Below are 25,582 nucleotides of genomic sequence, written 5' to 3'. Positions count from 1 at the left end.
ACAGATTCAAGAATATGAGAATAACGAGAATCCCTCGCCGTCCGCAACAAGCATGGTAGCTCGCCAACGCGAATTCCTTAGTCGAGTGACTGCTGAATACTTGGCTCGGGTGTCTGCTCCTAGGTAAGCCGAGACCAGGAGCGCGTTAGCCCAAAACCGGAGCCGGCGTAACTTTGAACTTTCGCTAAGCATCAGCGTTGAGTCGGCGCCCGCGGTAGACCCGCCGACACCAGAGGAAGCCTCTTGCCGGATGAGCCACGTTGAGCGACGTGGTGGCGGTGCGAGCGCGGCCCTGCCGCCAAAGTATGGAGTAGTCCGACTAGCCTGCGTGGTCCCGATCGCCTCGAGAAGACATCACTTGGGCGTAGCGCTTGAGTTCCTGTGCTTCGACGCCAAGCCACCTTGCTACAAGCTGGGGCTTTGCGTGATGACGTAGGTGCCGTAGCGCGAAGGTATGTCGCAGCCGAAAGCTGCCACCTTCAGCCCCGTTGATGCCTGCATCCTCGAGAACTTGGCGCGCACACCGATATTGTGAGTCTCGGCTCCAGGGCTTGCCGCCGCGCGTAGCAGGGAAGAGATAGGTGCCTTGGATCCCCAAAGCACGCACAGCTATCCAATGACGAAGAAGCTGTGCCGCCCAGCGCGCGATCGGCGTATCGCGCGCTGGCGTATCGCCGTCGGAGGGGACTCGGATTTTTAGAGGCAGGTCCGGCATCCGATCGCGGCTGCCTCGGAAAGCGATCGAAGACGTCGTCAATGCCCGCACATCGGCCGGCGTGAGTCCGGCGCCAAGCTGCAGTGCAACCGATGCGCGGTTTCGTACGTCCTGCCAGGCGAGCATTGGACCGGGCGCGTGCATGAAACGCGCTGCTGGGCGCGGCCGTGCTGCCGAGACGTAGGTGATAAGCAATGAAGCTTCACGGTTGGTCAGAAACTCCGGCGAAGGGTCAGCTGCAGCGGCCTCCGCGAAGCGGACTTCCGGATGCTTGGCAATCCAATCGGATGCTGAGGTATTGGGCGTGTCCGCGTTGTGCGCCGCATGATGGCGTAACACCCGATCGATGAGGCGCATGAGCCGCAGCGTGTAGCGCGGCGAGAGCGAAGAGTCGGCAGCCTTGCGCCCGAAGCGCGCAGCCTGGAACGCCTGTAGATCCGACAGCGTCAGGGAAGACAGGGTGAGGGCTGGTGATTGATTGCGGGACCAAGCCGCGAACGCTTCCCACATCTCCCGGTAGACGCTGATAGCGGCGGGCTCACGCAGGATGCCCATGGCGCGTTGATCGTCGAGCCAGTGATCGAAGGCTGTTGCGAACCCCGAGGTCTGTGCAGGTCGGTTGGACTCATCGAAGAGCGGAAGCGTCAGGCAGCTATTCAATGGAACGGTACGGTAAGTGGAGGCAAGCCAAATAATACGCTAACGGAGCGTGGACATTTGTAACTGTTGGATACCGATGAGGCCTGATGGGCGCGGGACTACTGGGGAAATGCTTTGCCGTTAGCGTATTTGTGCATTTTGATTTACATCAATCTTTGCATTCGGATTTCTGGGCTAAGTCTTTGATTTTCAATAGAACGCAGCCTTCAAAACGGCTCTCAATCGAGTTTGAATCTGCATAGAAATAGGTAGAGAAAAGGAGGCAGTCGCGCGTCGTCGGAGTTCAAAACGACGCTGAAAGCGCCAGGGGACATATAGGTAGACTGAAAAGAAAAAGTAGGATGACTTTAAGAGCTAGGTGGAGTGACTGTGGAAAAATCAACCTTCAACCCATTCCACAGCAAACTGCGCGCTTGGCGCGCGGGATCCATGTGGCAAGAAAATCCAAGGGAGAATTGAAAATTACCTACGCCGTCACAACAGGTTTTGTTTGAATGTCCTATTTCAGAGCATCTTTTGAAACCATCCTGAACCTCGCTCGTTCCCAGCGACGGGGACCGCAGGCATTGAGTAACAATCAACATGTGCCTCTACCGTTTGAGATCGTCGCAGGCTTCCTGGTGCTTGCGCGACACGCTGACGGCCGAAGTCTTGGTCAATTCGGCCCGTACCGTATCAGCGGCGGCGGAGCAAACGTCATCCACGAGAAGGTAGGCATCGGCGAAGAATCGGCACGTGCGGTGATGAAACGCCTTCGTGACGCGCAGGTCATTCAATTCGCCTCGCTAGAAGCGAAAGCCGTGAAGCCCTATGCGACGTTCGAAGTCCTGCAGGGCGAATTGAACCTGGACCTTCCGCACGCGTTTGTGGACCGTCCCAAGCACGTACCCGACTCAATCCTCAAACGCATTCGTAGCCTGGTCAAGCGTCCAGCCGAGCTGACGGGTTGCTCGACTTCAGAGCTACGGTTGGACATGCTCATGATGGTCATCGCCATCTATCGCCATACCCACATGTTGAAGTACGGAGGCCTCGACCCTTCGTTCAACCACCGGCCGTGGAACATTCGGCGTCTCAAGCCGGCGGACGTCCTCCACGACACGACGAGGTGGGGTGGGGAACCGCAAGAGGGATTCTTGCCAGACAGATCCTTCTGGAGTCAGTGCCTACCGCACGTCGCAACCGATGACCCGGCGCTTGAGCATCGCATTGCCAATGCTTGGAACAATGTGCGATCAGCAGGCCTAATCTACGAAGCCGTCTCGCTCTACGACAGCCAACCGACTGATCCTGATGCGAGGCTTCAGTTGACGTTGCGGGTGAACGACTACCACGCCGGCTCGGCGAATCCGGACGGAGACCCCGCCTTTCTGCGCGACGACCACAAAGACAAGGGTTTCTATATACAGCCCAAGGAGGGCGAGAGGGTGGAGTCGATGTGGGTGGCCCTCCCTCAACATGGGGGGCATATCGTAGGTGTTTGGCGCCCCCGGTTCCGGCCGCACAACAGCGATACAGGCAAGTGGATCCAGAGTGATCAAGCCGCAATCACTAGTTGCCTTGAGCAGATGCAGAAGCCTGTAGCGACAGTCCGTTAGCTGCGCCCGCGACAGTTGCTTCGACCCGCCTGCTTGCGCCTGAAAGCACGCAGGACAGGGGAGGCGTGTGTTAGCGGATTGCGAGGTTGCCAAAGGCCTCTCAGCACGTGGCTAGAACGAACTAGAGCCCGAAGCAAACTCGCCATCGTGGTACGAGTTCTCTCTCTGATTATGTTCACTCCCTCTCCACCGTCCGTGAAAGACCGGCTCTCCAAGGAGAAAGGAGCGGGGCAGGGCGCCTCGGCCCTCCATGACAAATTGACGCGGCGCGGCGCCCGGCCAGTCCCCTGAAAACCGCTTGGCAAAGCGAGGCGCCCCCGACCGGACGCGCCTGGCTGCCTTGGCTTGCCTTGCTTTGCAATGCATGGCTTGCTTTGCAAGGAGACTCCCATGCCCTTCCTCGCACCCTCCGCCGCCCGCCTGCCGCCGCTGGCCTACCTCCTGGCCGACCAGGTGGCGCCGCGCAAGGCCATCGCCCGGCACCTGGGCCTGAGCTTCCGAACCCTCCAACGCTACCAGGCCAGCAGGCCAGCGGCAACGCCCCGCGCTTGGTCTAGCTCGCCCCCTGGTTCGAAAGCCGTTGGGGGCTCTCCGCCCTGCATGAACACACCTTCAACGAAGCTCGGCACGCCCGCGCCTGGGTCAGAGCCCTCGAAATCGAATGCGAGCGGCTGCGCGGCGTGATCCACGCGCGGGAGAAAGCCCACGAAGAAGAACATGCCGCTAACTCGGCAGTGTTCTGGGTGGGGTAGCCGGGGGAGGGTGGGGGCCCTGAGGAGAAGAGAAACCTGGGGGCTTTGGCGCCCCGCAGCGGGCGGTGGTGCGCCGCCGCCGGCCGACCACCTCGTTGCCCCGATGGATGTTCCATGCCGGCGGGTAGCCGGCTCAGTAGGGGCCGATCCTCCCCAAAGTTTCAAATCCCTAGGCGGTCGGGGGCAGCGGCGGCTCCGCGTTGTCTGCGGCGGGCTCGCAAATGGGAACTACATCTGCCCGTGCCGCCGCAGGAACGCCTCGAATTCCGTGGCATCCATGATCTTGATCTGTGCGCCGGCCTCCTTCAATTGCATGGCTTTGCGCTGCTTCGTGCTCATTCCATCTTCCCCGACCAGAGATAGATCCTGATCTCCGACGACCACGAAGTCGGTCTTCTTGGAGACACTGCTCGTGCACTGACAACCAAGCGAAGCTGCTCTTGCCTCCGCTACACCGCGCGGCACGGAAAGTTCGCCGGTAAAGACAATCCGGGTACCCGCCAACGGACCAGCAGAGTTCGGTACCAACGGCGCAGGCTTCTCTGGCTTGACCCTGCTCTCACCGGCGATCGCCACGCTCTGTAACCCGGTCCAATCGCGCGCCCATGTGTCTGTGGTCAACTGAGCTTTGACGAAAACGTGTCCGGCCGCACGCGCGTCGGCCAAGGCATCGTGGTGATTCTCAAGGTCTATCCCAAGATGCGCACAGACCTTCTTCAACGCCCAGCCGCCTGTGCCGAACTCTTCGGGCCAAGCACCCCTGACCACATGCTGCAGGTCAAGCCACTGCCCTTCTATCGCGGGCAGGTTGTACCGTATCGCAGCTTGCGAGAATGCGCCGCGGTCGAAGTCCCCGTAACTTGCAACGCACGCCCCCGCCACTCGCTTCTGAATCTCGATGAAAACTTCAGGCAGCGTTGGCGCTGATTGGACCGCCTTTTGGCCAATGCCGTGAATTCCAACGTTGATGACATTGAATTCGTCCTCCGGGTTGATAAGCGTCGTCCACTCATCAACGATGCGTCTGTTCTCAAAGACGACAAGGCCAATCTGGCAGATCGATGCGCGCCGGGCATTGGCCGTCTCGACGTCAATCGCTACGAATCGTGCCATCGGCTACCCTTCCTCGGATGGCGCCAGCGCCAGTGCTTGAACGTCGCCTGTGAATGTGACTTTGGTTTGGAAGCGGGTGCAGGTCAGAGCAGGGGCAGCGTCCGGGTCAATGTCGAGATCGTCTCCCCGGAGGCCTTGCCATGTCGCGAGGTAGTTCAGCGAGCCGATTCGCTTGCCGGACTTCAACGCCTTATCTGAGCCGCCTTTCCACGCCAGCGGCGGAAACTCGCCTCTGAGAGCAGCGTCGCGCAGAGTGGGTGACTCCTTGGCTTTCTCGATGCCTCGCAGCCAGCAACAGACCAGACCTTGATCCTCGCCCTCCCAACGCTCCTCCCAAGTGGTAAGGGTCGGAAGTGCTCCGTCTATAGGTCGGAAAATTCTTGTCATGGGACGTCCTTCAGAGGCGAGCAATCGACCAACGGCCCATCGCCGCTTCGGCCGCCTCGGTCTGACAAACTGCACTCGATTTGGAAAGCGGTGTTGCGCGCAGCAAGTAGAAGCCGACGACCCGCGGCGCCGCGTCTATGAACGTTGGAGTTCATCGTTGCCACGGATGCTAGGCGCTTGCCAAGCTGATCGCGTGCTGAAGGCGAGTGCGGGTAGCGGCGCGGATTCTTCCCAGGCCCAGTTCGACCGCCATCGCAACAACCGCCTCTTCGCCGCCACATTTCGAAAGCACCTGGCGCGCCAGCGCCGTAAGCTCTTCGATGCATATTTCATCCACAGGTCGCGGATCCTCGCTCGAGGAACGGAATCTCGAGTCCGCATCCGATCCGGCAGCGCTTGGCCAATAGAAAACTCCCATGTCATCCTTCGTACTCTCAAAGGACTTCGCCGTCAGCGACACCACACGTTCCTGGATGCGAGCGCCAGTGCGCTGCCATCCATGGGCTCTGGCGATGCGACGCGCAAGAACCGAGTCCAGCAATGGACCTTCGTTCTTCACCACGTGTGCGATCATTGTTCTCAGCGTCGCGTCGTAGCTCGGGTTGAAGAAGTCGTCGGGAATGACCGATTGAACTGAACTGAGTGGATCCGACTCCACATACTGCAATCGCGACGACGGCGCCCCATCTTCCACGGCAACGTTGCGTGCGTAGACCTCCGGTTGAACTGTCGACGCGAGCGGCGCTTCAAGGCCTTCGATACCTAGAGCCGCACCCGCCGGTTCGCCACTGACTTGGACTGCATCAGAAGAGCCCAGGTCTTCCTTGGCTTTTTCGATCGCCTCCCGAGCGGCGTGGCGCGCCGCTTCCCTTTCTGCGGCTTCCGCACGCGCCGCTCTACTACGGGCGAGCAGGTCGTTCAGCTTGATGTCCAACTTCTCCAACGTGCTGGCCCGATCCACCCACCAGTCAGTGGACCAGACCCGTACGATCTCCCAACCGAGCCCTCTCAGCACCTGTTCGCGTAGCATGTCGCGATCGCGTGCCGTCGCAGACCTGTGGTAAGTCGCGCCATCACACTCCACGCCAGTCAAGTACGTGCCTCTTGCATCTGGATGGACGACGGCAAGATCGACGCGAAACGACGACGCACCGATCTGCGTGTGAAGCTCCCAACCCTTGCTGGCAAGCGCCGTGGCTACCGCTTCTTCGAACGGGCTTTCGAAGCCCCCGAGACTCCCACTGGTCGCCTCGGCCAACGCCTTGGTGCCGCGCTCCGCAAACTCCAAGAAATGCTTGAGGTCCCGTACGCCGCGAGCTTGTGTACGCGCGAGATCCATCTTCTCCGCCTTGAGGCTTGAGAACACACGAAGCTCCTGGCGGGCGCGCGTGATCGCAACATTGAGTCGGCGTTCACCACCCTCCCGATTCATGGGGCCGAAGTTCATGGAAACCGAACCGGAGAGGTCGGGTCCGTAGGTGATCGAGAAGTACATGATGTCCCGCTCGTCGCCTTGAACGCTCTCGAGGTTCTTCACGAAGAGGGGCTCGAGCTCCAGCTCAGCAAAGTACGGCTCCAGCGATGGGTCGCTGCGCCTTTCCTCGTCCAGTAGATCCTCAATGAGGGCTTGCTGTTCGGAGTTGAACGTCACTACGCCGATCGTGCGACCCGACTGCCGGAAACCCGGGTCCCGCAGCTTTGCGACGATGTCCGCGACCACGGCTTTAGCCTCAGCCTTGTTGATCCGAGCTCCACCCTTCTCGTAAGCACCAGCAACATAGTGGAAACTGACAGCTCGATCGACCGTCACCGGGGCCGGGAATGTCACCAAGGAGCCACCGTAGTAGCGGTGGTTTGAGAACGCGATCAGACTCTCATGGCGGCTACGGTAGTGCCAGGAAAGGTTCATGGTGGGCAGGTTAGCGCCCATGCATTCATCCAGAATGCTCTCCAGGTCACCCTCCTCCTCCTCATCGTCGCTCGACGATTCGGCGCGATCAAAGAAGCTCGTCGGAGGCAGTTGCTTCGGGTCACCCACCATCACCACCTGCTTGCCGCGTGCGATAGCACCCACGGCGTCCCAGACGGGAATTTGCGATGCTTCGTCAAATACGACGACATCGAAGGTGTTGGCGTCTGCGCTGAGGTACTGAGCAATTGACAGCGGGCTCATCAGCAGGCACGGCGTGAGCTTCGTCAGGGCCGTTGGAATGCTCGACATCAGTTCACGCAGGGGTAGATGCTTCGTCTTCTTCGCCATCTCATGGCGCAGCAGCCCCCATTCCGAACCTCGCGTCACGGTGTCTTGCTTCGGCAGGTCTGCGCACAGGCTCGCTCGGATCCAGGCCCGCGTCAGATCCGTGTGTCGAGCCTCCAAGGCCCGGAAATCTCCGATCCGCTTCTCGTGCTCGGCTGCGACGAACGTTCGGATCACCGGTTCGTTGTCGACCACCGCATTCAACCACCAGCGGCTGTAGTTGGTTTCAAACGCTTCCAACACCGTGCCCGGCTTTACCGCACCGTTTTCGATGCCAGCGACGACCCCCGACAACCCGAGCCGCGATGCCTGGTCGCGCACCTTGCGCCAAGCGCACCACGCGTTAAGTCGGGGTTCTGCTCGAATGATCTCGTTGCAGCGATCAATGAGATCGTTCAGCGAGATCTCACTGAAGTGCGCCTTCGATGGCTCTGAGAACGCTCCGGCAGCGCCGAGTTGATCAATCTTGGGTTGCAGCGCAAGCCAGTCACTCAGGTACCTTTGCGCAGCCAAATGAACCTCCCCTGAAGGCTCGAGGAGGGTGCTCTTCCCTGCGAGAAGTCGCGCAAGCGAAGCCGCGACGGCGTCGGCGTCCTCGGGCCCCGATGCCAAATTGGCGATTGCCGTGCTGACCGAGGCATGAAACCGAAGTGCCTTGTCGCATTCGTCAGTCTTGGTGTCCAGCCCGTCCCAGAGCCCGCAGGTCGCCACCTTCAGTTCCGTCAGTTCGGTCAGACTCAGCTCGATCGAAGCGCGTCGCTGCAAAGCCTGCAGGTCCGCAGCCATTGCGTGTCCGCACACGCCTGCCGCGACGAGCTCGTGTGCGTCCGCCAGAGCACCAGAGGTACGCACGCGATCGAGCGCTGCATTGAAATCCAATGCAGCGGCCAGATTGCCAACGTCCGTTGCGAGGCCCGACCAGAGAGATGATGTCGGCGCTGACAAACCTTCCAGGGACGCGATCTCCTCATCCAAGGCGCGAAGGGTACGGAGATTCTTCAGCTCGTCCTCGAGTCGCACACCGCACCGGCCGTTCGCGACCGCATCGAGACCGGCGTCATTCCACTGACGGCCGCTCTTGGCTGCCTCAAGCTCGCTCTGGAACTTGAGTGCGGCTTGCACAAACTCCGATCGCGTCTTCAGGCCGGCCCAAACTCCTTCGACCGCCGGACCAATTTGCAACGCTTCTGCCTCCGCTCTCAAGGAGCGGATTCGGATCCAATGACGCAGATCAGCCGCCACATCAGGCTCGCCTTCTCCTGTGACACAGCTCTCGAGCGCTTGCCTCACCTTCCGCTTGCCGACGAAGGATACTGGCCAGACAGCTTTTTCAGCCTTGGCAAATTCGCGCTGCAGTTGCGACACGTTCAAGTGCTCGATTTGTTCTCCGTAGCGAACCGAGAGTTGGTCGGTAGCCTTCGCGAGCTCATCGAGGAGCTTCAGGCCGCCTCGAAGTTCACTCACGACATCATCTGTCCATGGCTTGCCAATCCGCGCGTACAGAGCGCGACGCTGCTCGATAAGCGTCATCCCGCGCTTGCAAGATGCCACGATCGATGGCGACCAAGGTGCGGACAGGGCCGATGAGAGCTGACGGTGCTGCGCGATGAGGTCTATGCCAAGCCGAAGTCGCTCGGCAGTCCTCCGGGCGTCCGACCGAACTGCAAAACTCCAGTCACGGCCCGCAGCGCCAGGAAGCGCCCGTGCGAGCACGCCCATCCCACCTCGCACGGTGCGCGTAGACGAGAGCGGCGGAAAGCCGCAAGCCGTGGTGAAGCGTTCGTAGGCCGATGTCAAGGCGTGAGCCGCGGGCAGCACATCGTGAGCGGCGCGCACTAGGTCTTGCTGCAGCTTTGGCGACCACTCGCTGTGTCCGACATCAGCCAAGGGATTCTTGAGCGTTCCGTCGTAGCCCACCGCATTGGCATTCACGTCCAAGCGCTCGGCGACGCTTCTCATCAGGTCCATGGTCGTAGCATCGTGCGCATTCGCCACGCTCCAAGAAAGACCAAGCCGTGGAATCGCCTCGCCGTCGACGACGCGTCCGATGGCCTCGTAGATGGTCATCCCGTTCGCAAAACGGAAGTGCAATCGTTCTACGTAGCTATTGAGTTCGTCGCGCACCGCCTTCAATCGTCGCGCCTCCGCACGCCAGACCTCGGGATCGACGTCTCCTTTGGCCTCCCAGGAGTTCTTCAGCTGCGCAAGCACGTCGAGCTTCCGGGCTTTGCTTGAGTGAAGCTCAAGACAGAACTCGCCGAGCTTGACCTCGCGCAGACGCCGATACACCACGTCCAGCGCCGCAATCTTTTCAGAGACGAACAGTACCCGTTTGCCTTCCGCAAGGCATTGGGCGATCAGGTTTGCGATCGTTTGGCTCTTGCCGGTGCCAGGCGGTCCAATGAGGACGAAATCCTTCCCACGCACTGCAGCCATGACCGCGGACAACTGCGACGAATCGGCCGGCAAGGGGCAAAAAGTCTGTTCCGGGCCAAACTCGCGGTCCAGTTCGCGGGGGCTTGGAAACGCAACGCCAGATGGGTAATTGTCCCTTGGCGAGTCGATTAGATGGCGAACAACTGCGTTCTGGCGGAGTTGGTCGGTGCGCTCCGTCAAGTCTTTCCACATCAAGTACTTCGCGAACGAGAACATCGAGAGGATCACTTCTTCGGATACCTCCCATCCCTTGATGTCCTTGATGGCGCTTGATACGGCCCTCCATACTGACTGCACATCCAGGCCGCGATCGTCCATCGGCAATGCGCTGTCCGACACGCCCAGGTTTAGATGGAAGTCCTGCCTCAGCATCTCGATGAGGGTGGGATTGAAGCGCGGTTCGTCGTCATGAATCGCCAGCGTGAATCCTGAGCGAGCGCTCTTGCGGCTCAGCGTGACGGGAACAAGGATCAACGGCGCACGGTACTTCTGTTCGGACTTCTCTTCCCTTGTCCAAGACAAGAATCCAAGTGCGAGGTATAGCGTGTTCGAACCGCCTTCCTGCATCGTCGTACGTGCCGTACGGAAGAGCTCCACCAGTCGTGCCTCTAGCTCATCCTTGGGAACGCCAACGAACACTTCCTTGCGCCGCAAGGCATCCAATGCGTGCGTGCGGCGGACATCCTCTCGCTCTCTGCTCTCGTAGATTGCTTGGCTGCGGGGGTCTGCCCCGTCCATGAGGTCCGGGCGTGGCAGGATCTTGAGGATCTGCCCTTCAGCAAGAGCGTCCTCTAGCAGACTGGCGTCAGGTGCCTCAAGCTTTAGCGCCTTCTTTCCGGCCTTGAAGTTCAGCAGGTTATTCCGGAGTGACAAATCCAGGAGCTTTCGCTGCCAGCGAGCAAGGCGATCCTTTGGGTTCAACGCAGCGGAATCGGTCTCGACTTCTTGGCCTTCGTCAGGAAGATCGGGAGCCTCGTCGAACGTCAGCTCGGCTCCAACCGCCACCTGATCGACGGCGGGCTGCACGACCACCGTCTCAGCGCTTGCGAGCGGCTTGATGCGCTGCATCCGCGCGCGCCGAATATCCACGACCAGTTCGAACGATTCCTCGACAGCTTCGCCGACCTGTTCTGCGCCGCGCTGCGTCGCGTAGGTAAAGCTAGGACTGGGCCGTTGCGTGATGAACGTGGTCTCGAAAACAACCAGTTCCTTCAGCTTGATTCGCTTTCGCAATGCAGTCACGTCGTCCACAACAGTCGTGGAAAACTGGTCCGCCTTGAGCCAGACGCCTGCGAACGCATGCCCCTTCGTAAACACTAGAATCGGATTGAGGCCCGCCTGCTCCAGCGCGGAACAGAACATCAATGCGAGGTCCAGGCATGTGGCCAGTCCAGATTCCACGATCTGACCGGCACCTCGAACCTTCTGCCCCGCATGCTCGAAACTTGCGGGAGGAAGTGCATAGTCAAGGCCGAGTTGAGCACTGGCACTCCAAATCCCAGACGCAAGCTCCCAAGCACGCTTGCTGCCGCCCGTGTATCCGTCGAGGGCGGGCTTCTTCCCATTCTTCCTAAGTATCTCTGCCGTCTGCTTGAGCAAGCGTTCGACAGCCGGATCGTTAGGCTGCACGAATGCTGCAACGAGATCTGGCAAGTGGGATAGCCCGCCCCACTGATTTCGAGGAAGCAGATCCACGTGGCGTTCCAGGCTTGCAAGTTCAACCTCTGGATCTGCACGGAGCCTCAGGCTGAGCTTGACGGTCGCCTGCTCTGCCTCAGTCAGGCGCGTAAGGAACGGACCGTCAAGTTGGACATCGAGATCTGCAATTCGACAACTGTCATTCTTAGCGACGGACTCAACGTGCCATGCCTTCGGTTTGAGGAAGGCAGGTATTGCTTCGATCCGCAGATCAACTTCTTGCAGGACTTCTTCAGTTCCGTTGATGATGCGTAGCTCCTTGAGCATCGGCACCGAGTTCTGAAAATCTGCCAGGTTCAGCTTGTTGACGAGCGCTGCTTCCAAAACGATGCGCGCTTCGCGATTGGCAACGATTGGAGAAATGTCGTTGGATGTCGATTCGACTTCTGGCATTCAGGCCCCTTGCGAAAATGAAAGATGCATAGCGGTAGCCCGAGAGATGTTGCGCAATGCATTCCCCGATGCTGCAGGCTCTATATCTGGCCCACGAAATTTTTGCCGCCGAGATGTCGGGCGACATGCGCGAGCGGGGCATGCGATGAGTAGTCGAAGCTGCCTGCCTGTGCGCGAAGTGCGGAGCGCTGCAATCAAGACAAACTTCTGACCGATGGCAGCCAAGCGGCCACCAGCTTTGTTTCCGAGAAGTGGGCCTGCCTCACTCCAACAGGGCGAGGTCGACGACCATGCCGGCAGAGCAAATTGAAGACCAACAATATGCTTCACGCTGCGTCCTCACAGTTTGACGAGTGAGCATGCAGCCTGTACCTCAATTGTTAACTAAGGGTCTTCATTCGGCGCGTGACAAAGGTGACAGACGAGCGATTGAACACACAACTCCTCGCTCCGAGCGTGAAATCGTTCCGCATTTTTGACGATACATGCAGTGTCAAGAACGAAAGCGCTTGCTCCATTGCGGGAGTGCCCCCAATACGGCCTACTAGGGTCGAAACCCCACTCGGCGCTAGCAGGGCTACTGGCCCAAGCGCCCCGATGGAAGTAGTTGACTGTGATGCGGCGGTACAGGCGCCCAGCGCATACGCTCTTGCGTCACCGCACCTTCGAGTCGCTGAACCTCGCGCCAGGCGCGCGCAATTTCTGGATTCGAAGCCTTGCCTAGAGTACCGCGAGCCTTCGACTCTTGAGCCGCGTACAACGCGCGTCCCACGCTCGTCGTCGCTGCCTCAGCCAACCATGCCATGTCGGGAAGCACAAGCCGCTGCACCCTGTCGGAGGGCAGACCATTTGCGATGACTAGCCCAGCGGGATCGAAGTCCACAAAAACCCAGATCGGCTCCTGTCGTCCGAGGATGCACCCGCGCGGCGCCGAAGGAGTGAGGTGGCCATCACCGCGGTAGATGACCAGGACAGAAAGGCCTTCGTAGTCGATCCATCGGTATAGCTCCAACTCCCGGAACGTCTCTAGGTTCTCGACGAGCATCAGTCGCTGGCAGGCGATCCGTGCAGCGACGTCCCCCTTCACCACAAGGTATGTTCCTTGGGGCGTGTGCAGCGGCGCGCCGTCCAAGCTGCAATGTCCGATGCAGCGGATGGCCACCGAATTCGCGTGTGGTGCAGTGCTTAGCGCCTTTTCCGAAAGACCGCCAAACGCCGCCACGTCCGCGCGACTCGCGTCGGACGACATTGGTGTGATCGGCAGGTCATTGGCGCGAAGGAGCTGACGCGCGGACTCGATGTGATCAGCTCGGTACTCAATCCAACTTCCGATGAGGGTGCCGAGACTGAAATGCTCGCAAAAGAGGCGGGCAGCGTCGCCGGCACGGCGCCGGCCGGGCCCCGCATGCACCAGGCGCTGCAGATAGAGGATTTCCGGGGTGGAAAAGGTCATCAGGCGGGCAGGGGGGTCGGCGCAGCGAGCGAATGCGGGCGCCTCACATGAATGTCAAAGAACGCATCGTTGATCGGGAAGGCTTCCAACCCAAGCTCCGACATGAAGTCGACCTGGTATTTCATGCCCTTGAGTTGCATCGACGAGAACATGAGCCAGGTTTCATCCGACAGGTGGCTCAGCTCCGATTGATCGGCCTTCCAGGCCAGAAGGGAGGTCGGCATATCGCTGCGACACACTTCGGCAGCCAAGCGCTCTACAGCGATCTGTTCAGGCGTAAGGACCTCCGCCACAGGCTCTTCGTCGCCATCTAGCATCATCTGCGGGCCAGCGACCGGCCCCTGGTGCTTGGTGGCGGCCTTGGGCGGCACGCGGCTAGCGGCCGCGATCATGGCATCCCAAACGACCGGGTCGGTGTCGCTCACATCCGGTTGCGGTCGGACCTTGGTGGCTTGCGGACGGACAAGCGCGGCATCGATCCTCTCATCAACCGGCAACTCCCATCCGTCGACCGTGCGATGCCGGGTGAGCCAGAGGGCGAATCGAGATAGGCGTTGGAGGCGCTCTTCCATGAGCTTGGCCTCGAACAGGCGCTTGCTGATGACCGCTTGGGCATCCTTGATCTGGGACGTCCAGGCAAAACGCTTCGCGCCGAGGCGACGCGACACCATCTGGCGCACCTCCAGCATGCCGCTGGCAATCGCTTCGTCGCCGACGCGCTCGACGAAGGCATCTATCGACTCGACGTCGGCCAGAAACTGCGCTACTTGGCGTGCGTAGTACCGGTTCTGGCTCAGCTTGGAACTCAAGTCATCTACATTGCCGTACTGAGTCGACAACAATGAGTGGAGCATCGAAAGATTGTGTTCGATGGAGTAGGCGATCTCGACCACCGATTCATCGAAAGCCGCGTGCAGCCGGGCGGCATCGCGTGCGATGCCGGAAGTCTTGAGCCTGCGCAGTTCGCTCCATTGCTCGCGCGCCTGACGCATGGTGCCAGTCACGCGTCGCAGTGCTTGAAACGCCTGGTAGCTCGCGAAGTAATCGGCCAGAAATTCCCGAAGGCGTGGGTTGAGGCGGTACTCGTCCTCGTCAAATGGTGTGAGGATGCTCAGCGCGAACAAGGCCTCGATGCCGACGTTTCGCTGCTTGTCGCCGCCTGATATGGCGCCGTCAAATGCCTGTGCAATGAGGTCAGCGTGCTTGGCGAGGCTCCCGAGGAGCTTCTGAATCTGGTCGCCCCGTTCCGTCACGCGAGGTCTCCTTCATCGATAGGACGCCGAGCCTCGTCCACCAAGTCAGGCTTCTCGTCTTCACCCTCCTGGTCGTCGACCTCCGACCGAGGAATGACCTTGTTTTCGTCAAGGAACTGCAGTACTGCGTACAGCTGATCGATCTTACCGGTCACCTGGTAGGTGCTCGTATCCTTGTTCACTAGATGCACGTAGCCGTCTTTGGCGAGATGCTCAAGCAGCCGGCGCAGGTTCTCATGATTAGTGTTGCGCTGTGCGGCGTTGCTGATGACGCCGATCAATCCCTTGAGCTGGGTTTCGAGCATGGTGGATTGCGCCACCGCGCTTTCGAGTTGGTAAAGGGACAGGTACTCTCCAGGCGACAGGCCGATTGCGCCTGCATCCGTCTGGCGAATGAAGTCCAAGAGCTGGACAGCAGGGCCGTACTCGTCACGGAACTTCACCAGCTCGGTTTTGACCTGGGTGATTTCGCGTGCACTGATGACCGAGGGTGCCATGAAGAACGCACCTTCGTCCCCAACGCGCGCCAAGCGCATGTTGATCTTCGAAAGCCATTGACCCACTTCTTCTTGCTCTTCGTTGTCGAGCAGGATCTCATGCTCCACCGGATAGCGGATTGAACAGATGTACTCCCCGGCGAGGAGCAGTTGTGCCACGCGGAGATTCATGCTGGAGCTCCGACCGTAGCTTTTGCGACGTATTCGCGGATGCGGCCCCGATCCTCAAACAAATATCGACGCGCAAACATCGCGTGCTGAACGGGACCGAGTTCCGGAGAGGCAGTGACCACATCAATGCGGTTGTCGCGCAGCCATTCCATCAGTGCGCGGAAGTTGCCTGGGTCGTACTTTCCAACTTCGTCTGTAATCCAAGGGATGGCGATTGGATCATTGCCGCGAACGACGTTGAGCAGCGCCGTCATGAGCGTGATCAGTACGATCGAGGTCAACCCTTCGGAGGACACGTGCTCCAGCTCGCTGGCGCGCTTGAAAGGCTTGAGATTCCCGTTCTCCATCACGCTGCCGCTCAGCGTGATGTGCTGAGCCAAGTTCACTTCCACGTTGCCGTCCGAGCCGAGCACGGTCATGAAGTCTCCCAAGGCACGCGCGGTTTCCTCGGGGGGCAGCTCGCGAGAGTAGTCGCGACCGACTTCCGCTGCATGAGCTCGCGCAATCTCCTCCATCCGGGAGAGCTTCTTGTAGAACCCAAGATCCTCAAAGTTGGTCACGATGTCCAGGCGAGGGCTGGAGAGCCGCTCGAACCCCTTGACGCTGCTTAAGCCGCGCTGTAGACGCTCGTTGAAGTGGCGCACTTCCTTCTCGAAGGACTTGATGGCTCCCGAAAAGGCCCCAATGTTGGCCAGCAGCGTCTTCAACGTCATGTTGACGTCATTGGCGACCTGCGGGCCGATCAAGCGATAGCAGTTGAATAGTGCAGCCGCCCGCGTGATGGGGTCGGGACTGTCGATTTGCTCAAGGGTCGCGTCGACCAAGTCTTTAACCGAACTGGGTTTCGCCGTGAGCGCCTGGCGCAGCGTGCCGCAGCGACGCTCAATGCCCGTCGTCAAACTGTTCAGCTCCTCATGGGCCGAACGCACGCGTCCCTTCAGCTGCTTGGCTGGCGTATTCAAGTCGATGACCGAGGCGCCGCTCGCCTGGTAGTCCCCAAAAGCTTCGTCCAGCCCTTTGAGGATCGACAGATCGTCTGCAATGTCCGAAAGCCGCTTGTCTCGTTCCTCGTAGGCGAGCTTGAAAGACTGGGCGCGTTGCAAAGCCTCGGCGTCAAAGCTATTCAGGGCGCCTCCAGCATCCCGTGAGGCCTCTGCCGCCCGCGCCGCCTTGGCACCGAGCGCGTCCACGATCGTGCTGCCTCCAGCGTCCTTCCACTTTCGGTAGCGGTGCACCAGGCTGACCTTGTCCTCCAATTCAGCAACGGTCGTGGACAGATCGCGCAGCTGGTCACGCAAGCCGTCCAGCCGTTTGGTGTCCACCCCCTGAGCGCTCAGATGCTCGTTGAGTTGCTCCTTCAGCTTTTCCAAAGCGACGTTCAGCTGCGTGTCGAAGACACCGATGCTGGCGTCGATGGCCTGCAATTGGCCATCGCAGCGGTTGCGGGCGGATTGCCTGTCCTTTTCATGGCGCTCTCGAACTACCTTGATTTCTCGCACGTGCGCTTGGTCGAGAGTTTGGCGTTGGGCCTTGAGGTCGTCGAGGCGGGACTTCAGCCTCCCAAGCTCTGCTTGCGCGTGTGCGACGCAGCCCTGGCGCTCTTGCTCCACGCGAGCTCGCGCGGCTTCCTGCTGGCCTTTGAGCTCTTCGACCTGGCCTGTACGGACCGTCAGCGCGGCCGAAGTGGTCTGTACAGCGAGCTCCGCATCGCGCAGGCGGCCCCCGATCTGCTGCAAGCGGGTCTGTTGCTGCGTCACGTACGCGGACGCGGCTTCTTGCCGCAGCGCGGCCTCTCCAACGGCACGCTGCGCGGCTTCGTCATCAGCCCATGCAGGCGTTGCGATGGCCAACGTATTGACTTGCCAGCCATACAGAGATGCGGCGCCTTCATCGATCAACAGAGGATCAAGGTCGCCGCGCTCCAACAGGTCAGCATCGACGACTTTTGCCAAGCTGCGCTTCCAGGTGTCGTCGGGGCTACTGCGCAGCGCGGCCAGAAATGTGCCAGGCTCGGGCATGAAGCGCGCCTGTGCCTGACGCAACGCGGCATCTTCTCGTTCGAGTTGCGCGCGGGCTGCGTCGATCGCCTTCTCCTGGGCACTGAACTCATGCAGCGCATCGTGGTGGCGTTGACGCGCGTCGCTGGAGGTCCTGCGCACGTCGTCCAGGCCGTCGGTACTGCGTTGCAACGTTGAACTGATTTCTTCGAGCGCGGCGACGGCGGCTGCGCTCGCAGTAGGGTTGCTCTGCTGGTTGAGCCAAGCGCCGCGCTGTTCGGTCAGCGGCTCCCTGGCAGCCTCGAGCGCCTCGCGCTGCACCTGGACGACGTCTTCTGCCTCCTGGATTTGTTGTCGTTCAGACGCATCGATGGCTTGGCGGACCTTGTCGAGACTCAGACGATGCTCTTCCTTGCTCTGCTCGAGCTTACGCGTGGCTATCGTCGCGGCGTTGCGTTCATCGTCCGCAAGGCGCGCATAGTGCTGGGTTGCTTCGGCACTCAAAGACTCGGCAGCGTCGATCTGCGTCTGCAACGACCGGGCTTCGGCTTTCAGCGTAGGAAGTTGATCGATCTGACCGTCCCAATGAGCCGCCCGCTCTAGTTCAAAGAATTCCGCGGTCGTCTTGGCATCCTCGTAGGCGTTCTTGGCTTGGGTCGCAGCCTCTGCGGCAGAGCCTGCCGCCGCACTGAGTTTTGCGCGCTCCTTGGCCTCGGCCTCCTTTTCCTCGTCGCGCTTGTCTATGAGGGATTTCAGGGCCCTCTCGACTTCGCCTTGCTCGCGCTCGCGTGCCCCGATCAGTGCGTTGACATCGGTACGAAGAGCGCGGAACCGAGCCTCGGCTTGGCGGTGGTCAGTCAGATCATCTTCCATCTCTGTGAACTGACCGAGCAGCTTGAACGCGGCGCCGCAGGCCTCTCGATTGGCCAGCCAACGCTTGATGGGTTCGCGCCCCTGTTTGAACGTGAGCTTGGCGCGCTCGCCGCCCTGTCCCAAGTCGTGCTGCACCATGCCCACCGCGACTTGCACGATGTCGACGAACGAGATGTGCTTCTTGACCATGGCCGCAACGATGCGGTCGAGATTGTCCAATGCTCTGGGACCGAAGGAGAAGTCCAGGCTGTAGGCACGAAGGCGCGCCTTGTCCTTGGACGCCGCAGGCGTGCGCAAGATCACCGATCGGTACTCGGCTGTGTTTAGCTTGCTGGTGGTAACGATGCCCAGGTCATTGGCCTTGAGCTGGGTCTCCTCATCACTCAAGAAGCGTCCTTCGTGGACGAACAGATCTTTGCGAAAGCCACCACGATAGATTCGATAGAAGGGTGCGTCGTGGTCGTCCGCCCGACGACGGATCACTGCGAGCCGCCGGTCCTCCTCACGATCGCTACCGCGCTGGTATTCGAACGCAACCGCGCTCGCGTCCGTGGGGATCACAAAGCGGATCATGGGCTCTTGACCATGGCCACTGGCAACGATCTGGCTGGGCAGATGACCGAAGAAGAGAGGAAGAATGCGCAGGGTGGTGGTTTTGCCCACGCCGTTTTCTCCCAGCACCGCCGCGCCGCCGCGTGGATCCACGGCCGTGATGCGTCCGCTGGGAACGTGCATGTTCGACCCCGCATTGATCAGCACCATGCGGTGAAGTTGATAGCTGGACGAATCCGTCATTCAGAACATGGACGTGTTGACGCCATTTGTGCAACCTGAGTCACGAGGTTAGCGAACCGTGGGGTGCCTCCAACCTAGTGAATGCACGATTTGTGCCGGTCCGTGAATTTCTACTGCAGTTCGATTTCTGTGAGTGGCGGCGAGCCCTGTGAATTCACAGATCTTGGTGACAATCGCCTGGGGTCACCCTCATTGGCCCACGCATGCTGCGCTCGTGTCATCACCCGCTAGGGTGAAGCGGCGGGTCATTGCAGCTGAGAGTGTCCTGCACACCCAGCGTTGGGCGTTCGACCAAGTGGCCTTCCATCCCGTATGCGTTGTCCGAAATGTGTCATCAATTTTCGGACTGATTTGCTATTTGTCCGAAAAACGACTACAAATATCGGACAATGCCCGATCTCAAGACACAGATCGCCGACCTCATCGGCGCGCAAGGAAGTGGCCGCGTGTGGGTTCCCACGGATTTCGTGCACTTGGCGAGCCGCGACGCCGTTGACAAGGCACTGCAGCGCCTGGTCGCGGCGGGCGATCTGCGCCGAATCGACCGGGGCCTATATGACAAACCTATCCAGAACAAGCTGACGCGACGCCCGAATCCGCCCGACTACCGCGCCGTGGTGGAGGCAATTGCACGTCGCGATCAGCTCCGCCTGCTGGTCGACGGCATCACTGCGGCCAACGATCTAGGATTGACCGACGCCGTACCGGCACACGTGGTCATCCACACGGATGCGCGTCGCAAGTCAGTCCAGCTCGACAACCTCACGATTGAATTCAAGCAGACAGCGCCCAGTCGCCTGTACTGGGCTGGCCGTCCGGCCATGCGGGTCGTGCAGGCACTGTATTGGTTGAAGGACGCCATGGTCGCCGACCAGGAGCAGATCATCGGCAAGCTGCGCCGGATCGTTTCCGATCCTGTACGAGGGCCGGCGATCCGGCAGGACTTGTTGGAGGGATTCAGCGCGCTCCCCATCTGGATGCAAGGCCTCGTGCGCGAACTGCCCGGCTGCGCACCGGACGCAGCATCTCATGTGTCTGCCGGGAAAGTGGGAAGCGCCGTTCGCGACCCGGATTTCGCGGGTACCACGGCGACCTCCCGGTGAATCGCAGCTTCAACATCATCATCGAGGCGACGGAAGACGAACGCCGCGGCTTGTTCCTCGGGACAGCAGCGCGGCTGGGCACGGCCGTGCAAAACGTCGAGAAGGACTTTTGGGTGTGTTGGACGCTGGACGTGCTCTTCAATGGCCTGAAGCCAGGCGGCCCCCGTCTGCTATTCAAGGGAGGGACCTCGCTGTCGAAAGCCTTCGGCTTGATCTCACGGTTTTCCGAGGACATCGACATCACGGTGGCACGAGAGGACCTTGGCCAGCCCATCGAAGCGGCCGACCTGGACGGCCTCAGCGGAAAGCAACGTAGGCTGCGGCTCGACGCCATCCGGGAATCGTGCCGTGACTACATCATGGGCAGCCTGCAAAGCGAGTTCATCGCAATCGCGCAGGCCGTCATACCGCAAGGAAAATTCAAGGTCGAAGCCGATCCGGAAGATGCCGACGGACAGACCTTGCTTTTCTGGTACCCCGCGGTGACAGGCGCCGAAGGCGACTACGTTCGCGCCGCCGTGAAAATCGAGGCCGGCGCGAAATCTGCCATTGACCCGCACGTCAATGCCACGGTGACACCGTTCGTAGCTCCCGATGTGCCGGACACCGACTTGGGAGTCGCCAACATCACCACAGTCAAGCCGGAGCGCACGTTCTGGGACAAGGTGGTGATCCTGCACGGACTGCGCCAGTGGTATGAGCGCCGTGGTGTTCTTCGTCAGCAAGGTCAGCGCGTATCGCGCCACTACTACGACCTTCACCGTCTCGTGCACGACCAAGCGGCCAAAGAGTGGGCAACGGACCACGCGCTGGCATTGGACTGCGCGCGGCACGCGCGCCTGTTCTTTGGCTCACCAGACCTTGGCCTCGAAAGTGCGGCACCTGGAAAATTCACGCTGACGCCCCCGACGCAGATGCTCGAGGCCCTCTCCAGGGACTACACCGCCATGGCGGGAATGGTCTTCGGGGAAGTTCCTTCCTTTGGGGACGTTCTGGCAACGGTCCAGAAGCTTGAGCAGTTTCTCAATGCTGCACCCGCCCAGCAGCCCACTCAACCTACGACACATTGAGTCCCAAGGCGACATAGAACCTCCGCCCCAATAACATATGCACGAAATCATCTGTCCCCACTGCGCCAAAGCATTCAAGATCGACGAAGCCGGATACGCAGACATCCTCAAGCAGGTTCGCGACGGCGAATTCGAACAGCAGCTTCACGAGCGCCTGGAACTGGCAGAACAAGACAAGCGCAATGCCGTCGAGCTGGCGCGGACCCAGGTGGCCAGCGAGTTGGGGAGGACTGCCGCCACCAAAGACGGAGAGATTCAGGAACTAAAAGCTCGGCTCGACGCAGGGGAGGTGGAGCGCAAACTCGCAGTGAGCGAAGCCTTGAGCGACCTTGCCCGCGAGCGCGACGTCCTCGCGAACGAGCTCGAACAGGCCAAGCGTGCCAAGGATGCCGCGGCGCAATTGGCCGAAGCACGACTTGTGAGCGAGTTGCAGAGGACTGCCGCCGCAAAGGATGCAACGATCCAAGGCTTGACGGCGCAACTTGGCGCCTTCGAAGTCGCGCAACAGCTCGCGGTCACCCAGGCGGTCACTGCGGTCGAGAAGCAGCGCGACGAACTCAAGGGCGGCCTCGAGCGCCTGACTCTCGAAAAGCAACTCGCCGAGAAGTCTCTCAAGGACAAGTACGAGACCCAAATCAGGGACCGCGATGATGCGATCGAGCGGCTTCGGGACATGAAGGCTCGCCTGTCTACGAAGATGGTTGGCGAAACGCTCGAACAGCACTGCGAAATCGAGTTCAATCGCGTCCGCTCCATGGCGTTCCCTCGGGCCTACTTCGAGAAAGACAATGACTCGCGCACCGGCAGCAAGGGCGACTACATCTTCCGCGACCTGGACGACGCTGGCACGGAGATCGTCTCGGTCATGTTCGAGATGAAGAACGAGAGCGATCGCACAGCGACGAAGAACCGGAACGAAGACTTCCTCAAAGAACTCGACAAGGACCGGGCGGAGAAAGGGTGCGAGTACGCGGTGTTGGTTTCGCTGCTGGAGCCCGACAGTGAGCTTTACAACGCAGGCATCGTTGACGTGTTCCACCGGTACCCGAAGATGTACGTGATCCGGCCACAGTTCTTCCTCCCGATCATCACGTTGCTGCGGAATGCGGCCATGAACTCGCTCAAATACAAGTCGGAGTTGGCGCTCGTGAAGGCGCAGCACGTTGACATCACGAACTTTGAAACACAGCTCGAGGGGTTCAAGACTGCATTCGCCAGGAACTTTGATCTTGCTTCCAAGCGGTTCCAGACGGCGATTGACGAGATCGACAAGTCGATCGACCACTTGCAGAAGACCAAGGAGGCGCTGCTCGGCGCCGATCGAAACCTTCGCCTGGCCAACGACAAGGCCCAGGATGTGACTATCAAGAAGCTCACTCGCGGCAATCCCACAATGGCGGCCAAGTTCGCCGAACTGAAACTCCAGGATGCCACTGACGTTGCGTAGGGGTCCAAGGCCCCAAGGGCGGTGCCTTACCAAGTGGAACCTGCCGCGATCTTGGCCGTCCCGATCGCGCACGAGGAGAGATTTCCGTCCGGCGCGTGTGAAATGTCATAGACGCAGTTCGATTGCTCCCCAGAATTGAGGGGCATGAGGTGGGTCCTTCCCCTCAAACTGACGTCGTCTGGTCACGGCACTCGAAATGGAGCGACATCGTCGCGCTCTGCCAAATGGCTGACGTTAAGTTCTGTCGAACAACGCGCCGGTCTCGTTCCAGAACGATTTCAGCAGCATTAGAGAAGTCCCCTAAGGATCGCCTTGAAGAAGATTGACCTGCACATTCACACGGTTCCGACAATCAGCGACAGGGCGTTCACCTACAGCCTTGACAGTTTCAAGAGGTATGTCACCGAGGCGAAATTAGACGCCGTCGCGGTCACCAATCATGACGTCTTTGACGGTGCGCAGTTCCGTCAGATTCAGCAGGCGCTCGACGCGACTACGGTATTTCCTGGCATTGAGATTAACGTGGACAAGGGGCACGTTCTCATCATTGGGGATGCTTCGAAACTCGAAGATTTCGAAGCTAAGGCGGCGATGATTTCGCAGCGGATCACGAAGGTCGGCGACAGCGTGTCCGTAAAGGAGCTCGTCCAAATCTTCGGAAAGTTGGAAGACTACCTTGTCATACCGCACTATGACAAAGGACCCGCGGTCGCGGGCGAAACTCTTGAGCAGCTCAGACCGTATGTCTGTGCAGGCGAAGTAGACAGCGCAAAGAAGTTTGTGCGCAACATCAAGGACGTCACAAAACTACCGCCAGTACTGTTCAGCGACTCGCGGATGGCAGTTGACATGAGGTCCTTGCCGACTAGACAAACGTTCATCGACTGTGGGATGGTGACCCTTGAAGCGCTCAAGAGATGCCTTGGCGACAAGGCCAAGGTAGCCCTGACGGAGCGCGATGGGAACAAGTTGTGGCAAGTTTTCGAGAACGGCCAACAACTTTCGACTGGCCTAAACATTTTGATCGGCGCGCGCTCGACGGGGAAAACGCACACGCTCAATCAGATATTCAAGTCGGTCAAGCGTGTCAAGTACATAGAACAGTTCTCGCTAGTTCAGCGAGACGAGGCGACGTATGAACGCGAGTTCAGAAGCAACATTGAACGTGAGCGCAGCGCCTTCTCTGATCAGTACCTCGCAGGTTTAAAACGCGTCCTGGACGGGGTCGTGAAAGTGGACCTCAACGCCAACGATCGCCGCACCACCGCGTACCTGGACACACTCTTGAGGTCAGCGGAAGAGGCGGACCGACAAGATGCTTTCTCAAAAGCAGACCTATTCGATGAAGTTGAGTTTCCTATCGGAAACGTGACGACCCTCCAATCCCTCATCGAGTCAGTTCGCCAAGTGATAGAGAACGTTGAGTACCGTCCGATTATCGAGAAGCATGTTGACCTTTCTGCGCTGAAGAGGCTGGCAATTCAACTGATCGAGGTGCTTCGGTCGAAGATCCTGGATGCGGACAAGAGGCGACTCGTAAACAGTCTCGTGAGAGAGGTCAAACAGGGTTTGAAGATCCGGACTTCAGCCGTCCAAGTTGAAGATGTAGATCTGTACGAAGTTGCAATGGACCGCAAGCGGGTAGAGAGGTTCAAAGACTTGGTCGAGAGTCTCAAGAAAGGGGCCGTCGTTAGCAGGGACACCCTTCAGGGCTTTACGATCGAAGCGAGGAAGCAGGCGTACTCGGGCGCCGGTGAGATCAGGGGAGCCAGTGGGACCAAGTTGGCATTCGGTGACGCGTTTCGCAAGTACGACGACGCCTATGGCTATTTGCTCGAGCTGATGCAGATCGAAGGTCTCCCTCCAGGGGACTTCTACAAGCTGTTCGCAAAAATCGACTACCGCATTCTGAACAAGGACGGTCACGAGGTTTCGGGCGGCGAGCGGTCCGAATTCAGGCTGCTCCAGGAAATCGCCGACGCTCAAAACTACGACCTCCTGCTAATCGATGAGCCAGAGTCATCGTTCGACAATCTGTTCCTCAAGAGCGAAGTCAATCAAATCCTCAAAAGCATCTCGGAGACGATGCCCGTGGTGGTGGTCACTCACAACAGTACGGTTGGAGCATCGGTCGGGGCGGACTATCTGCTCTACACCACCAAGAGATTGGTGGACGGCGTGCCCGAGTACCGCATCTTTTCGGGCTACCCGACGGACAAGCAGTTGACTTCGGTGGATGGAGAAGTTGCGAACAGCCACGTAACACTGCTGAACTCCCTAGAGGCTGGTGCGGAAACCTACGAGAGACGGAGACAAGGTTATGAAGCTGTTAAGAATTAGTGAAAATTGCGGTCACTTTTTGACCGCAAAGGGTGAGTTCAGCCCCATTGACAAGATTAGCAAGGAAGACCTTCTTCGCCTAGTCGATCATATTTTCGGTGAGTCTGAAGTCGAATTCGACCCATACGACGATCAGCTAATAAAGAACCAAGCTCACCAGGTTATCTACAAGAGCGTCGTCCAGAAATTGAGCGACCTCAGTAAGCGGAAACAGGAATTCGTTGACGAATCCGCACGCGTGTTTCTTGAGGAGTACGAGAGGTATCGTGAATAGGGCGGTCGATTCGCTCATCGGCGGTCTCTGTTGAATTGGCTCTTCTGCAGGTTATAGACTGCGTGAATATCTCAGCCTGACCGCGAGCGATAGGTCTCCCTCCTGCAAGCCGGGCGCCGCTACTACGTTGACGCGCCGCCGGTGGACCCCTTGGCCCGTGAACGCGCCTTCGCTGCCTGCTTTCTTTGGCTGTCGAGCTTGGTTTGTAAGCGTCCGGCCAACCCATCTTGATTCCCGCCGGCGGGCCTAGGAGCATCGTGTTCACTACTCCACTTATTTCTTGGCGGACACGTGAACACT

Annotated in this window: 14 protein-coding genes; 5 read left to right on the top strand and 9 right to left on the bottom strand. The window is 59.5% G+C overall.

The features are described from left to right. Window positions 1-319: 319 nt before the first annotated feature. Complete coding sequence (locus BM345_RS18410; RefSeq protein WP_093381807.1) at window positions 320-1,270, bottom strand: tyrosine-type recombinase/integrase; 951 nt, start codon at window positions 1,268-1,270, stop codon at window positions 320-322. 599 nt (window positions 1,271-1,869) lie between these two features. Here BM345_RS18410 and BM345_RS18405 point away from each other — a divergent pair. Beyond that, the gene (locus tag BM345_RS18405) at window positions 1,870-2,973 is read left to right on the top strand and encodes a hypothetical protein (protein ID WP_139237550.1); all 1,104 of its coding nucleotides are present in this window, start codon (window positions 1,870-1,872) and stop codon (window positions 2,971-2,973) included. A 512-nt stretch (window positions 2,974-3,485) separates the two neighbouring features. Here BM345_RS18405 and BM345_RS18400 read toward each other — a convergent pair. From BM345_RS18400 to BM345_RS18365, 8 genes are all read right to left on the bottom strand, one after another. Beyond that, on the bottom strand, window positions 3,486-3,692 hold the full coding sequence (locus tag BM345_RS18400) for a hypothetical protein (RefSeq protein WP_093381804.1): 207 nt from the start codon (window positions 3,690-3,692) through the stop codon (window positions 3,486-3,488). A gap of 261 nt (window positions 3,693-3,953) precedes the next feature. Further along, window positions 3,954-4,838: an exonuclease domain-containing protein gene (locus tag BM345_RS18395; RefSeq protein WP_093381802.1), complete on the bottom strand. Its 885-nt coding sequence runs from the start codon at window positions 4,836-4,838 to the stop codon at window positions 3,954-3,956. A gap of 3 nt (window positions 4,839-4,841) precedes the next feature. Next, window positions 4,842-5,225, bottom strand: a complete 384-nt coding sequence (locus BM345_RS18390; protein WP_093381800.1) for a hypothetical protein — start codon at window positions 5,223-5,225, stop codon at window positions 4,842-4,844. A 169-nt stretch (window positions 5,226-5,394) separates the two neighbouring features. Next, complete coding sequence (locus BM345_RS18385; RefSeq protein ID WP_093381799.1) at window positions 5,395-12,009, bottom strand: DUF3320 domain-containing protein; 6,615 nt, start codon at window positions 12,007-12,009, stop codon at window positions 5,395-5,397. A 577-nt stretch (window positions 12,010-12,586) separates the two neighbouring features. After that, the gene (locus BM345_RS18380) at window positions 12,587-13,462 is read right to left on the bottom strand and encodes a DUF7281 domain-containing protein (RefSeq protein WP_093381798.1); all 876 of its coding nucleotides are present in this window, start codon (window positions 13,460-13,462) and stop codon (window positions 12,587-12,589) included. Beyond that, the gene (locus BM345_RS18375) at window positions 13,462-14,715 is read right to left on the bottom strand and encodes a hypothetical protein (RefSeq protein ID WP_093381797.1); all 1,254 of its coding nucleotides are present in this window, start codon (window positions 14,713-14,715) and stop codon (window positions 13,462-13,464) included. Before BM345_RS18375 ends, BM345_RS18380 begins: the two co-directional genes overlap by 1 nt. Continuing rightward, on the bottom strand, window positions 14,712-15,383 hold the full coding sequence (locus tag BM345_RS18370; protein ID WP_139237549.1) for a condensin complex protein MksE: 672 nt from the start codon (window positions 15,381-15,383) through the stop codon (window positions 14,712-14,714). Before BM345_RS18370 ends, BM345_RS18375 begins: the two co-directional genes overlap by 4 nt. Further along, the gene (locus BM345_RS18365; protein WP_093381795.1) at window positions 15,380-19,048 is read right to left on the bottom strand and encodes an ATP-binding protein; all 3,669 of its coding nucleotides are present in this window, start codon (window positions 19,046-19,048) and stop codon (window positions 15,380-15,382) included. The genes BM345_RS18370 and BM345_RS18365 overlap by 4 nt, the downstream gene beginning before the upstream one ends. Window positions 19,049-19,437: 389 nt before the next feature. Here BM345_RS18365 and BM345_RS18360 point away from each other — a divergent pair, with 389 nt between their 5' ends. The 4 genes from BM345_RS18360 to BM345_RS18345 all read left to right on the top strand — a co-directional run bounded on the left by BM345_RS18360 (window position 19,438) and on the right by BM345_RS18345 (window position 25,008). Beyond that, window positions 19,438-20,151, top strand: a complete 714-nt coding sequence (locus tag BM345_RS18360) for a DUF6088 family protein (RefSeq protein ID WP_254789799.1) — start codon at window positions 19,438-19,440, stop codon at window positions 20,149-20,151. After that, on the top strand, window positions 20,148-21,221 hold the full coding sequence (locus BM345_RS18355) for a nucleotidyl transferase AbiEii/AbiGii toxin family protein (RefSeq protein WP_093381794.1): 1,074 nt from the start codon (window positions 20,148-20,150) through the stop codon (window positions 21,219-21,221). Before BM345_RS18360 ends, BM345_RS18355 begins: the two co-directional genes overlap by 4 nt. Window positions 21,222-21,258: 37 nt before the next feature. After that, window positions 21,259-22,668, top strand: coding sequence for a DUF2130 domain-containing protein (locus tag BM345_RS18350; RefSeq protein ID WP_093381793.1), 1,410 nt, complete (start codon window positions 21,259-21,261; stop codon window positions 22,666-22,668). Between the two features lie 312 nt (window positions 22,669-22,980). Further along, window positions 22,981-25,008, top strand: coding sequence for a phosphotransferase (locus tag BM345_RS18345; protein ID WP_093381792.1), 2,028 nt, complete (start codon window positions 22,981-22,983; stop codon window positions 25,006-25,008). The last annotated feature ends 574 nt before the right edge of the window (window positions 25,009-25,582 follow it).

Origin of the sequence: Variovorax sp. OV329 (assembly GCF_900114785.1) — a bacterium.
Taxonomy (GTDB): Bacteria; Pseudomonadota; Gammaproteobacteria; order Burkholderiales; family Burkholderiaceae_C; genus Variovorax.
Note: the sequence above shows the minus strand (reverse complement) of the source record. Positions and strands in the feature narration are given on the sequence as shown.